The organism is Halobellus marinus (genome assembly GCF_032113415.1).
Taxonomy (GTDB): domain Archaea; phylum Halobacteriota; class Halobacteria; order Halobacteriales; family Haloferacaceae; genus Haloquadratum; species Haloquadratum marinus.
Map to the genome: position 1 here is coordinate 2,247,145 of NZ_CP134946.1, position 12,447 is coordinate 2,259,591.

Consider the following 12,447-nt stretch of genomic DNA (forward strand, 5'->3'; position numbering starts at 1 on the left):
CCGAATGCAGACCACAGAGATGAACCCCAGCTACTCTCACAAACGATGACGTACGAAATACCCGCTGATTTGCAGTACACCGACTCACACGAGTGGATCGACGAGCGCGAAGAGGCCGAACGAATCGGGATCACCGACTTCGCACAGGACGAACTCGGAGACGTCGTGTTCGTCGAACTTCCGGCGGAGGGCGACACCTTAGAGGAGGGTAAGGCCTGTGCCGTCGTAGAGAGTATCAAGGCCGTCTCAGACATTTACACACCAGTTTCAGGGACTGTAACCGCGACGAACGATGCTGTCCGCGATCGACCGGAACTACTCAACAGCGATCCGTACGGGGATGGCTGGCTCTTCGAGGTCGACGGACAGGTTCCCGACGACGCACTCGACGCAGACGACTACCGCAAACAGATCGAATAACGCCAATGCAACAGACACAGGACGACAGAACGGATCAGCCGTATAATCCAGACGAATCGAGCCCCTTCGCTCCACAGACGCCCCAGGACGTGGAAGCGATGCTCTCGGCGATCGGTACCGACAGCGTAGAAGAACTGTTCGACGTCCCGGAGGCGGTCGCGTTCCGGGGGAGCTTCGATATCGAGGCGAAATCGGAGTACGAGGTCAGAAGCGAAATCGAGGACCTGCTCGGACGGAACGCGGACCGGACCGAATTCCTCGGGCGCGGCCACTACGATCATTACGTGCCGTCGGTCGTCGACTACCTCTCGCTGCGTTCGGAATTTCTGACCTCCTACACGCAGTACCAGCCGGAGACCTCCCAGGGGTTCCTCCAGGCGCTCTTCGAGTTCCAGTCGATGATCGCCGAACTGACCGGCCTCGGCGTCGCCAACTGTTCGATGTACGACGCCGCGACCGCGCTCGGCGAGGCAGCTTTGCTCGCCGCCCGCGTCCGAGAGACCAGCGGGTCGCGCGTACTCGTCCCCGAGACGGTCCGTTCGGAGCGACGCAGCGTGGTAGAAAACTACGCCGACGGTGCGGAGTTGACGACGGAGACGTATCCGCTAAACGGGGGGAACACCGACCTCGACGCGCTTTCGGAACTGATCGACGAGGACGTCGTGATGGTGTACGCCGAATCACCGACGGCCCGGGGAGCGATCGAGGAGCAACTGTCGGCGGTCGCGGCTCTCGCGGAAGACCACGAGGCGGCGTTCTGTCTCGGATCGGATCCGGTCGCGTTGGCGCTGTTGAAGGAGCCGGCTGCCCTCGGTGCCGACATCGTTATCGGCGATGCGAGCGTCCTCGGCCTCCCGACCAGCCACGGTATGGGACTCGGTCTGTTCGCCGTCAAGGAGGCGTATCTCCGACAGGTCCCCGGACGGCTCGTCGGGATAAGCGAGACGGACGACGGACAGCGCGCCTATACCCTGACGCTCCAGACCCGGGAACAGCACATCCGGAAGGAGCGTGCGACCTCGAACATCTGTACGAACCAGGCGTGGGTCGCGTTGCGAACAGCAATTCACATCGCCTCGCTCGGCGCATCTGGCCTCGCTGAGCTCGCCGAGCAGTGCGTGATAAATGCATCCGAGGCCGCCGCTCGACTCGATGCCGTCGATGGCGTCTCGGCTCCGGTCGACGATCGTCACCACTTCCGTGAGTTCGTCGCACGGACGGACCGCCCCGCAACCGAGGTGGTTTCGGAACTGGCTGATCGCGGCTTTCTTGTCCACGAGGTTGGCGAGTTCGAGATCCAGGTGTGCGTGACAGAGACCAACAGCGACGAGATGGATAAGTTGGTCGCGGCCGTTCGTGAGGTGGTCGCGTGAACTACCGACAGGCCACCTGGGAGCGAGAGACCGACAGCGGCGAGGTGGTCAACGAACCGCTCCTGTCGGAAAAGCGGATGCAGACCGTTTCCTACGACGACGTCGACCTCCCCGACGAGCTGGTCCGCGAGGAACTGACCCTCCCCGAACCGGCCGAACCAGAGGTCGCGAGCCACTACACCCGGCTCTCGCAGATGAACTACTCGGTCGAACACGGCCCCTATCCACTGGGCAGTTGTACGATGAAGTACAACCCCAAGTTCATCGAAGACGTCGCTGCGTTGGAGGACGGTGCGATTCACCCCGACCGTCCCGACGAGTACGCACAGGGAACCCTCGCGGTCCTCCACGGACTACAGGAGTATCTGGCGGAGATCGGCGGAATGGAGACCGCCACCCTGCAACCGCCCGCCGGGGCGGCGGGGGAGTTCACCGGCCTCCTCGTGGCGCGCGCCTATCACCGGTCGAACAACGAAGACGACGAGCGTCGGGAGGTAATCGTGCCCGCATCGGCACACGGCACGAACTTCGCCAGCGCGGCGATGGCCGGCTACGACGTCGTCGAACTCCCGAGCAACGAGGACGGTCGGGTGCCCGTCGAAGTACTCGAAGAGGCCGTAGACGATTCGACAGCAGCGCTGATGCTGACGAACCCGAACACGCTCGGCCTCTTCGAGCGCGATATCTCCGAGATCGCCGACACTGTCCACGAGGCGGGCGGCTTACTGTACTACGACGGCGCGAACCTCAACGCGTTACTTGGGCGTGCTCGCCCCGGCGATATGGGGTTCGATATTATGCACTACAACGTACACAAGACGTTCGCATCGCCTCACGGCGGTGGTGGTCCGGGAGCGGGACCGATCGGAGTTGTCGAAGAACTCACCGAGTTCCTCCCCGACCCCCACGTTCGCGAGACCGACGAGGGGTTCTTCGAGTTCTACGAGCCCGATGAGAGCATCGGAAAGGTCCACGGTTTCAACGGCAACTGGCTAGTGTTGTTGAAGACCTACGCGTACATTTCGCGACTCGGCGATGGTGGATTGAAAGACACCTCCGCGATGGCCGTCGTGAACGCCAACTATCTGGCCTCTCAAATCGACATCGACATCCCGTACGGGCCGTTCCACCACGAGTTCGTCGCCAGTGCCGGTGATGTCGACGCGGCGGAGTTTGCGAAAGGAATGCTCGACGAGGGAGTCCACCCACCGACCACAAAGTGGCCGGAGATTGTTGAGGAGGCGTTGATGACCGAACCGACGGAGGCGTTGAACAAGGAAGACCTCGACGTGTTGGCAGAGGCGTTTACCGCGACCAGTCGAAAAACGCCGGCAGAGCTCTCGGAGGCACCCACGACGACTGCGGCCGCACGTATCGACCAGACGAGTGCCGCGCGGAATCCGCGGCTCTCCTGGCGGGACGTAAGGGATAACGACGACTGAGCGCTACGACACTGAGGAACTCGTCGTGGGGAGTAGTCCGGCGGGTACGTCGCTGCGATCCGAGCGGCCCAGTATGACCTTGAGGTGGCGCTCGTGGAGATGGATGCGCTCGGTGGGACCTGTCTTAACCGCGGCTGCAACTCCTCGAAGGCGCTGATTTCGGCGGCGAACGTCGCCTACGACGCCCCGACTGGGTCAGAAATGGAAATAGCGGCCGAAATCGACGTCGATGTCCAGCGAATGGCTGACAACGGGAGACCTTCGGACGCGATACACCCTCACCCGACGCTGTCGGAAGCAATTCGTGAAGCCCCAGCCAACGAACGGGAGTTGGATATCCATACGCTCAATTGATGAAACGCCTCTGCGCTGTTGTATGGGCCGCGTTAAGTTAGAGGATGAGGCGGAGGAATTCTGAGGGTTTATATAGGTATTCAATTATTTTAGTGATAACATCGAGTAGTCGACTTGTAGCTTGTAGAGCAAATAGGGCTTTTGAATCGATAATTTAACTGTTTATTTGAAATATCTTGCCAGTATACCGCTGAAGAATATAAGTAAGATTCTCGACAAGTTTGGGGTTGAACGCGGTCACGCACCCATTCACGAATGGGGTGCAGAAGTCCGAAATACAGACCGTCTCAGAGATAAGCTCGGATCAATTCGCGGTTGATGAGAAGGTGATCCGAATCAAGGACGACGACTACTGGCTGTACGGTGCCGTTGATGCTAAAACGACCGGAATACTGTATTTCCAGTTGTTTTTCGACGACGACGAAACAGACGACGTGATGGTTTCTGACAGATCTTCACCACCGCCATCAGCTCAATAGTCTCGAACTTCTCGTTGATAACGCTGATTACTTACTGGACGCGATCGACGAGGATGGCTACCGATTCCAGGTGATTTCACACGGGAATCGGAATGGGACGTGCTCCCAGTGTGGGTTCGCCTGTAAGCTCCCGACGAGGGACGAAGAACGCGGCGTCGAAACGGAGGGGCCAGAATTTGAAACAGTAATGTCATTTAGATCGAATTGTACGGTCGATGATATTGTGGACGTAATGAAATCGAACGACCTCTGCGATGAACTCGGACTCGACACCATTAGCTGCGGCGACACAGTCGCGTCCTTCTTGGCCAGCGAAGGCGCATTCGGCGACGCGGAACTCGTACACGATACGGTCCGCAAGATCGCTTATCGTGAGGGGATCGGCGACGTACTCGCCGAGGGCATCGCGCGGAGTCACGAGGAACTCGGAGTACCGAACTGGACATCAAAGGGACTGGAGTTCCCGGCGCACGAGGGGAGGGTCTGTAACGGACAAGCTCTGTCGTACGCGACGTCAAACCACGGTGCAGACCACAACTACTCGGCCTTTTTCGTTCGGGAGTACCCGCTCGTCCCCAGCGTCCAAGCGCTCCCACCGCAAGGGTTCGAGAACGACAAACCCGCCGAAGTCATCGAACACGAGAACCTCAGGGCGCTTATACACTCAGGAATAATTTATCAGTTCTCTAGGAGTATGATGAATAGTGAGAGGTACGAGCGCTTGTTCCGCGAAGTTTACACGAACCTTTTGCAGATCGGTGCGAAGGTCGTGGAACTGGAACGCCACTTCAACAACGAACGGGGGTTCACCCGAAGCGATGATACGCTGCCCTACGAGATCGATGGAATGGAGAGTGCACTCGCCGAATATTACGAACTCCGCGGATGGAACGCTGACGGGACTGTTCCGAAGGGCGGCACCGTAACATCGCTGTAGCCGCAAATCAACTTGCAATTGCCGGAGACGATGACCTTACTCGGTGGGCCCCTCTGACTGTCCCAATCAGGACTCACAGTCGGATCGACACCGCTTACTCAGTTCGGCGACTGAGTACCTTGCTCCACAGTCTTCAAACGGGACCTGGGTATCGAGCAACACGTTGAAATCCCCTCATTCGTGCTCTAGTGAATAGATTTTCGCTACTCCGGCGCAATCTGGGTATCGTGCTTTCGTGTCGTCGTCACGTGAATGTCGAGAACGGCGTTGGTCGCTGTATCGATCAACAGCGTTGTCTTCAACTGCTGGATGTGAGATTCGTTCGCTTCGTGTAGTGAGTTGATGCCTACGCCCGCTCAACCCCGGACGCATCGATGCCGGTGACACCGGTCAGCGGCAAATCTCCGAGCGAGACGTTCAACAGAACCCGTGAATGTATCTATACTTCGTGGCTCCTAGTGGAGCGTCTCCTCAGGAAGCCTTCCTACAACAGCTCTTTGAGTTTTGAGTGGGTTCTTGCCCTTGACGTTCCTATAACGGCGTATGATGTCGCAGTTGAATATTCCGCTCTATCCGATCTTTATCGTGGCCGCCGACATCGGACTTGCTGGAGTACTTTTTGTGGTTGCCCCAGTGCTCGGAGTACTGATGGCTACCGCTGCTCTGTTTGTTCTCGCGGCAGTGGCATTTCAAGCGCAGAGACTCGACTCGTTTTGGCTACAGCCGGAAGTCCCTCGTAATGGCTGATGTATCGTACCCCAAGCAATCTTCCCGTGGTTCATTGGTAATGTATTGGTGTGGAAGTCACTGAATCTCGGCACCCAGTTATAGTAGCGTTTGCAACTGATTACTCATCCGAGCGCACGCCGTCGAGCGATCAGCCGAGCGAAGACTTGCGAACGCTACTATAGGGGACTGGTGCGAGGTGGTCGGCGTGGCACTCACCAAATGCACGTAATATGGCGATGCGTTAACTGGTGCAGACATAGTCTTTCCAGCAGGGCTACCATCTCGGTCGGGTAAACAAATTGTGGAATGGAGTATTTGCTGCACTCCTGTGGCCTTGAATTTGTAAATCAGCGTTGGAATAGTACGTGGAACTGATAGACAATCTGGCGATCAGTTCTCAGTCCTGCTTGAGCGAGTTGGATCTGTCAGTAGGCGGTGAACGGGAGTCTCTCAAATTTCGGTTTTAGTTTTCAAGAAGTCTATATTTCAGGCCAATAGAACGTCTTGTCGTACAGATGGACTTAGAAGAGTTCACGGTGTCGAACACGCCGACCGAAGGGAGAAGCGGATTTCAGAAAGCGAACAATAGGCTCCTAGATATTCCGGTTGATGGAACGGTGATGGTTAAAGCCGGATCGATGGTTGCATACACCGGTGATATGACCTTCACTGGCCGGTCATCGGCAGAAGGTGGCATTACCGGCTTCGTAAAAGAGGCTGTGAGTGGTGAAGGAACACCGGTTATGGAAGCAGAGGGAAGCGGGCACCTGTACGTGGCCGAACAGGGCAAGAAAGTCCAGGTACTTGATCTTGACCGCAACGAGTCGCTCTCGATCAACGGCGATGATGTGCTCGCATTTGAAGCCAGCATCGACTACGAGATCAACACTATCGGTAGTCTATCGGGAATCGCTGCCGGCGGTCTCACGAACGTCTACCTCTCAGGCCCCGGTGAAATCGCGTTGACGACGCACGGTGACCCGATCGTCCTGAAACCGCCCGTTTTCACCGATCCTGACGCGACCGTCGCCTGGAGTGCGAACCTCTCACCGTCGGTCGAAATGAACAAGAAACTCGAAATCGGGCAGACATCCGGTGAATCGATCCAAATGGAGTTCACCGGATCAGACGGGTTCGTCGTGGTCCAACCGAACGAGGAGGGTTCCGTTACCCAGAGTCAGAATCAGTAGGTTCGATTGCGAGTCCCATAGCATATAGTAGCGTTTGCAAGTCTTCGCTCAGCTGATCGCTCGACGGCGTGCGCTCGGATGAGTAATCAGTTGCAAACGCTACTATTATTCCTCCACCTGCAGAAGGAATCGCGTAGTCCAGATGGGCTATAGAGTAGCTAGCGCAACTTTTGAACGCCAGGTGAGGCGAACCACTTTGGATGGGAGTAGTGTAGTGGGAGAATCGGACGTGATGTCAGTCTTTGAGGTAACGGCGTTTACTGGGCTCTGGAATACAGTCGTTCCTGCAACAGTTGTTCTGCTGGGATCCAATCTCGTTCTGGGCGGTATTGCTGTTATCCTTCTCAAACGAGCTTCCAAGGCTGAAGTTCAGTATCGGTCCTCTACTGTCTCTTCCATACGAAGTCGCTGATTTGCCAGTCTTCAGGAGCAACTTTGTCGCACCAAATGACAACTCACAGAGGAGACTGGGAGCTATTCCACTCAACTGAAAGTGACGAGAGGGTAGACGGCCCCCCTCGACTCGCTATTATCGACAGAGACTCACAAGACGACGGAGAGTTCGTGGAACTGAGAACAGGATTTGGAGTTCCTATGGTGGTAACGATACACCCGAAGAGACAGTATACCGGACGGAAGGCGCCGAAACCGAAGGCAATCCCCGAGACGGAACAACCGTCGATAGTTGATGACTATGAATCTCTTGGTTTGCATTTCACCAGTATTGAACCCTCTCTCACGTCGATGAATAGCTGAGAGCTATTGCGGATTTTAGATCGTGCTAGTGTAGCTTCAACCGTAGTCCCGCTAGTTTTCTTCGAGAGGCATCGGGTAGAGTTGGCGTAGCTTGATACGTACATCGTCGGTTGTGAATTGCCAGTCGATGAGTCCGTCAGCGGCGTTTCGACCGGCCTGCCACGCAGCAACCTCCGACTGGAGGGTCGCTGCGTGCGGATTCGTCGATCAAGGCATTGGCGCTTGAGTGCACCAATTTCGATTTCGGCCATATTGAGCCAACTGCCGTGTGTCGGCGTGAAGTGAAACTCGAAGCGATTGAGATACGCGTGTGCTTGGTCGGGCGGGAAGAATCGGTAGAATGCCGCAGGATTGTGGGTGCTAAGATTGTCGAGCACCACCCGGATGCACTCCGCATCCGGGTAGTGCTCATCAGCGAGTTCGACCATACGGTCAATCCATTCGGTGGTACGACGCCGATCAGTGACTGCGGTGGCAACCCATCCAGTCAGCGGTTCAGTGGCGAGATAAACCATCTGTGTGCCGTTGCGTTCGTAGTGTGTGTCGATCCGCGCGCCCGCTCCCGGGAGGGCCGAGAGCGGGTCGCGTACGTGGAGTTCCTTGCTGGTTTCGTCGAAGCAAATGACTGGACGGGTCTCATCGTACGGTTCGTGGTAGAGATCGAGCACGTCTTCCATATGGTAGACGAAGTCGGCATCTTCCTCAGCTGGAATTGCCCAGTAGTCGGAGAGATGGGGCTTCAGGGTGTTTTTTTAGCGCCTGTCGTAAGGTCTCGTGAGAGATCGACTCGAAGTCGATCCCGTCGAGGGTGACGAGTTCGTCGGCTAGGAGGTGCAGTGTCCAGCGGCCCCGGCCTTCTGGGGGATCGCTACAGGCGAGTTTGATGAGGCGTGCTTCAGTAACCCCGTCGAGTTTCCGCTCGTAGACGCGGTCGGGCTTGCGGCGATGAATCGCCGCGAGCCCTCGTCCGTGTACGCTTTTCGAGTTCGGTAGGGAGTACCGATCGAGCAGCCGAGATGCTCACGGATGACCGAGTCTGTGAGCCCCTCGTCGGCCTTCAGGAGAATCCGCGCCCGCGTGATGTCCTCGGCCTTGCGTTCACCAGTAGAACTGAACCACTCCAGCGTGTTCCGGTCTTCCTCGGAGAGAGTAATGTCGTGCTGTTTCCTGCTCATTCGTGTAGATATGCTCTCTGAGAGCATAACCTGGCCAGTTCAAGTCTGCAGCTACACTAGTGGGTGTTTGAGTCTTGAGTGACTTTTTGCTGATCCGACACCGAGACGAAGACAGGATGACGCACCAATCACTCTATCCCGTAGTTATCGGCGCCCTTGATCTTGGGGTCGCCGGTCTCCTCCTGCTGATCGCTCCAGTGTTGGGGGTGCTGATGGGTGGGGTCGGCCTCCTCGTCGTGGGGACGTGTCTCGGGCAGCACGTCGGTCCTTCTCAGACACCGGCGGTCTCTCGAAGTGCAAGTGACGTGGAGCGACTGGACGCACAAAGCGGCTGACCCCGCACCAGGCGTACGAATCTCAGGAACGACGAGTCGCCGCTGAGCGACTTCACGGAATGATCGTGTCACGATCTCGTCGGTGAAGCAACTGGTCGAACGGGTCTACAAGTCTACGACATCTGTCACCGAGTCGTGAGGGAAAAACATACACCAAACGGAACAGTTCATTCCGGTGTGAACTCGTCCCGCTCACGTCGTCGATTCCTTTCGCTCTGTGCGACGGGCAGTGTCGCCTCTCTCACTGGCTGTTCGACTACTGATCAGTCGAACGTCACGGGGCGTCCGACGACGGCAGAGACGACACAGCGCGCAGCCGGACTGGTATGGCAAAAGAGGATACAGGTCGAACTCAGCCGGATGGATCCACCCGTCTTGACCGATATCCTTCGATTACAGTTCGACCGTGATCGAGACGAGGTCTTCGGAGCTTTCGACCCAGAGTATATTGAGCCAGCTATTGATGAGGCATCGGTTTCCGTACCGTCGGAGAGACACGAAACACTGACGGCTGAGTTCGGTCGCGTGAACTACAAAATCGCGTTAGGACCGGTGAACGATGCGGGTGACCATCTCCACGCACAGGCTCGACGGACTGCGTTTAATGAACTCCCTCTTGCTGGACAGGCATCTGTCGAGAAATTCTGGGTAGAGGCGACTGACGATCTCCGGGTGGGCTACGTTCGTCCGATAGAGGCCGAACGACCGAGTCAATCTCCAGCTACGATCGATACTGGTCGGCTTGATCTCAGCACCAGCTACGACGGGTACTGATCGAACGTCTCAGAGCAAGAGCGGTCCAGCGACTGTGGTACTAGGTTACTAGTCTGCCGTGAGTGGTCCAAGCTGGCCAGTTTCAACGGAATCTGTCTGAAACAGCCTTCAACTCACGGCTGTAACCCAAGTGGTGGTAACTGATTCTCAACCAGTTGAGGGCCGTTCCGTCACTTGTCGGTGAGCTGTGGATACGCCAACTGGAGTTCGCCATCCAGCGTGTAGTCACTACCGAGGGTGCCGCCACTCGAGAGTTCGATGGTGGTGTGAATAGTGAGGCGTGTCGCCGTTTCCGAACCCGGAATTACGATGAGGTTGAGCGTGCTGATCGTTTCGTCTGCGAGGTCGTCTAAATCGGTAATCTTGATGACTGTTCCGAGCGCCTGATCAGGCGTATAGAGTGCCACCGATGGTGGTGGAGAACTATCTCCTTCCACTGGTGAGACGACGGTGACCTCGGCGGGGGATTCTGTTGCTGTTTCAGGCATCCAGACGCTCAGTTTGATCGATTCCACAGCCGTCCCATCTTGGTGCCAGATCTCAGTCGAGAGGTCGATACGTCCGGATGTAACGCTTCCATCGACACCCAAGTGACCGACTTCCTCGTCGTTCGCTGTGAAAATAAGAGCCTTCCTCCCGCTTGAGTCCGTATTCACGGTCGGTTCAGAGAGTGTTTTGCGACCCGAAATTGTACTACATCCTGCTGTTGCGGCGATGCCAGCAGCACATAGCGATGTAAAGTACGTCCGTCGGTTCACGTGGGGAAGGAGGTTGTCAGTAGATAAAGGCGTGAAGAATGCTCAAACCCGCATTTGGGTCTGATCGCTCTCACATCTGGCTGGCACCCTTGCGCGCTCTATGACTTGTAGTGACCGGTTCCGATGTGGTGGGGGAACTCGTCTACGGCAGCCTCAGCGAGCAGGTTACCACAGAGTGGCGTTGTCGGGGCGAACTGTTCACGACAGATTGACAACCCGAGATGCAGAACAACCGGTATGGTCCTCAAACGGCGAACGGCCCTCCACCTCGCCGGAACAACGGTAGCCACAGCTCTTGCAGGCTGTGCCTCGTTCACGCCTGATTCCTCCACGGATCCGAAACAAGAATATCGGTTCTCACTCGATCGTATTGAACAACCGCTCGTCGAATACGCCCTCTACCAACCAGGTGAAGACGTATACGACCAGCCCGCTAATCGTGCGCTAGCCGACATACTCCCCGACGGTCGGCACACAACCTACGGCTACAAGCCGCTCCCCGAGGACAAGTTCGTCACCGATGATGACCGGTACTACCAGACGAAAATCGTCGTCACTGGCGAACGGCGACTGGAGCGGCCACTCGTCCGTGCCACGCCGCTCCCCGAGGAGCAAGTCCCCGAGGATGTCCCGACGGTCGATTCACTCGCCCGACCTGTTGGCCGCGTCATCAAAATCCTCCACAGTGACACCGTCACGAACGGGGAAAGTGGGAGTGCCGACCTCCTTCAGGATGATGCCTACGTCCTGCGGCGACCGTACGAACTGAACAGCCGCCTCACTGCCGATCTTGATGGGAGTATTGTAGCGATGGATTCCGACGGCCACTGGGCCTACCGTCTCAACGTCACTACTGAACAGTTATACGAGCCAGCATACACGACACTCGCAATCGAAGTCGCTACGACCACAGACGCGTTCAGAGACACCGCTTTAGCCGCCACAGTCGATACGCGACTCGATCCAGCTGGACTCGATGCGGCTGTTCGACAATTACTCGAACGAGTCACCGCACAAGACACGTACCGAGAAACGACCCCGCTCTCAACGGAGTACGCTACGCTACTTGACGTACTCGATCTCGAACACGTCGAGACTGCCGCAAACGGCCATCACCTCTGGTACGACGACACGCTGTACCGATACGGTCTCTACATTACCGACGCAGACTAGCGTCAATCTCAGTCCTCCGAGAGGGGCCTGATATTTATATCCGCCCCATCTACACGCAACTATGGGTTCCCGTCGAACACTCCGGAACGCCCTCCTTGGTCGTGACGTCGCCATCGCGTACGCGATCATCGTCGTATTGTATCTCCTGAAATTCGTTCCATTCCAACCCACACAGATCCTGCCCTACCTCCTGATCGTCGCCTACGACCTCACCGAGGTAGCATTCCCGTTTCTCACCCCTTACTACCCGATCGCGTTCCCGCTGTTCCTGTATGTACTCGCCGTGAGTGGTGCAGGTATCACTCAGAAACTTCGTGCCACCGATGGTGACCAGTCAGCCTGGCTGCAGACACTCGGCAGTGTCTGTCTCATCATCGGACTCATCGCACTGGGGTTCGGTGCATTCGTCGGCGGCCCACTCATCTCCCCGACAGACAACCCGACGCCACTGGCCAGTACCGGCGTAACAGGTATCATCTTCGTCGTGACGGCGTGGCGGTTGCTTGGCCGTCCGCCTGTCCAAGCCCCTCCCCTCAGTTGAATACAGTCCCT

The 12,447-nt window shown here is 57.0% G+C and carries 13 protein-coding genes and 3 pseudogenes; 11 read left to right on the forward strand and 5 right to left on the reverse strand.

What is annotated here, in order from left to right; translation table 11 throughout:
* The first annotated feature begins 45 nt into the window (after positions 1-45).
* From gcvH to RJT37_RS11215, 6 genes and pseudogenes are all read left to right on the forward strand, one after another.
* Positions 46-420, forward strand: coding sequence for a glycine cleavage system protein GcvH (gene gcvH, locus RJT37_RS11190; protein WP_313684478.1), 375 nt, complete (start codon positions 46-48; stop codon positions 418-420).
* Between the two features lie 5 nt (positions 421-425).
* The gene (gene gcvPA / locus RJT37_RS11195; RefSeq protein WP_313684480.1) at positions 426-1,793 is read left to right on the forward strand and encodes an aminomethyl-transferring glycine dehydrogenase subunit GcvPA; all 1,368 of its coding nucleotides are present in this window, start codon (positions 426-428) and stop codon (positions 1,791-1,793) included.
* Positions 1,790-3,235 (forward strand): aminomethyl-transferring glycine dehydrogenase subunit GcvPB, encoded by a 1,446-nt coding sequence (gene gcvPB / locus RJT37_RS11200; RefSeq protein ID WP_313684482.1) that lies wholly within the window; start codon positions 1,790-1,792, stop codon positions 3,233-3,235. The genes gcvPA and gcvPB overlap by 4 nt, the downstream gene beginning before the upstream one ends.
* An 84-nt stretch (positions 3,236-3,319) precedes the next feature.
* Positions 3,320-3,589 (forward strand): hypothetical protein, encoded by a 270-nt coding sequence (locus tag RJT37_RS11205; protein ID WP_313684484.1) that lies wholly within the window; start codon positions 3,320-3,322, stop codon positions 3,587-3,589.
* Between the two features lie 227 nt (positions 3,590-3,816).
* Positions 3,817-4,068 (forward strand): hypothetical protein, encoded by a 252-nt coding sequence (locus tag RJT37_RS11210; protein WP_313684485.1) that lies wholly within the window; start codon positions 3,817-3,819, stop codon positions 4,066-4,068.
* An 88-nt stretch (positions 4,069-4,156) separates the two neighbouring features.
* Positions 4,157-5,005, forward strand: a pseudogene (locus RJT37_RS11215) (aldehyde ferredoxin oxidoreductase C-terminal domain-containing protein); the annotation flags it as partial.
* A gap of 209 nt (positions 5,006-5,214) precedes the next feature.
* Here the strand turns inward: RJT37_RS11215 and RJT37_RS11220 are convergent.
* Positions 5,215-5,435: pseudogene (locus RJT37_RS11220) on the reverse strand (IS5/IS1182 family transposase); the annotation flags it as partial.
* Between the two features lie 814 nt (positions 5,436-6,249).
* On the opposite strand from RJT37_RS11220, the gene RJT37_RS11225 reads away from it, so the two are divergent.
* Positions 6,250-6,924: an AIM24 family protein gene (locus tag RJT37_RS11225; protein WP_313684487.1), complete on the forward strand. Its 675-nt coding sequence runs from the start codon at positions 6,250-6,252 to the stop codon at positions 6,922-6,924.
* Positions 6,925-7,616: 692 nt separating this feature from the next.
* Here the strand turns inward: RJT37_RS11225 and RJT37_RS11230 are convergent.
* From RJT37_RS11230 to RJT37_RS20670, 3 genes and pseudogenes are all read right to left on the reverse strand, one after another.
* Entirely contained in the window at positions 7,617-8,423 is an 807-nt protein-coding gene (locus RJT37_RS11230; RefSeq protein WP_313689942.1) for an IS630 family transposase, read from the reverse strand.
* Complete coding sequence (locus RJT37_RS20665) at positions 8,383-8,691, reverse strand: helix-turn-helix domain-containing protein (protein WP_313689945.1); 309 nt, start codon at positions 8,689-8,691, stop codon at positions 8,383-8,385. Before RJT37_RS20665 ends, RJT37_RS11230 begins: the two co-directional genes overlap by 41 nt.
* A gap of 8 nt (positions 8,692-8,699) precedes the next feature.
* Positions 8,700-8,882 (reverse strand): annotated as a pseudogene (locus tag RJT37_RS20670) (hypothetical protein); the annotation flags it as partial.
* Positions 8,883-8,971: 89 nt separating this feature from the next.
* Between RJT37_RS20670 and RJT37_RS11245 the strand changes: the two are divergent.
* Entirely contained in the window at positions 8,972-9,190 is a 219-nt protein-coding gene (locus RJT37_RS11245) for a hypothetical protein (RefSeq protein ID WP_313684489.1), read from the forward strand.
* A gap of 360 nt (positions 9,191-9,550) precedes the next feature.
* Positions 9,551-9,964 (forward strand): hypothetical protein, encoded by a 414-nt coding sequence (locus tag RJT37_RS11250; protein ID WP_313684491.1) that lies wholly within the window; start codon positions 9,551-9,553, stop codon positions 9,962-9,964.
* A gap of 170 nt (positions 9,965-10,134) precedes the next feature.
* Here the strand turns inward: RJT37_RS11250 and RJT37_RS11255 are convergent, their stop codons facing one another.
* Positions 10,135-10,722 (reverse strand): DUF8121 family protein, encoded by a 588-nt coding sequence (locus RJT37_RS11255; RefSeq protein WP_313684493.1) that lies wholly within the window; start codon positions 10,720-10,722, stop codon positions 10,135-10,137.
* A 237-nt stretch (positions 10,723-10,959) separates the two neighbouring features.
* On the opposite strand from RJT37_RS11255, the gene RJT37_RS11260 reads away from it, so the two are divergent.
* Both RJT37_RS11260 and RJT37_RS11265 read left to right on the forward strand, forming a co-directional pair.
* Positions 10,960-11,895 (forward strand): hypothetical protein, encoded by a 936-nt coding sequence (locus RJT37_RS11260; protein WP_313684495.1) that lies wholly within the window; start codon positions 10,960-10,962, stop codon positions 11,893-11,895.
* 61 nt (positions 11,896-11,956) lie between these two features.
* Positions 11,957-12,436 (forward strand): hypothetical protein, encoded by a 480-nt coding sequence (locus RJT37_RS11265; RefSeq protein WP_313684497.1) that lies wholly within the window; start codon positions 11,957-11,959, stop codon positions 12,434-12,436.
* Positions 12,437-12,447: the final 11 nt, after the last annotated feature.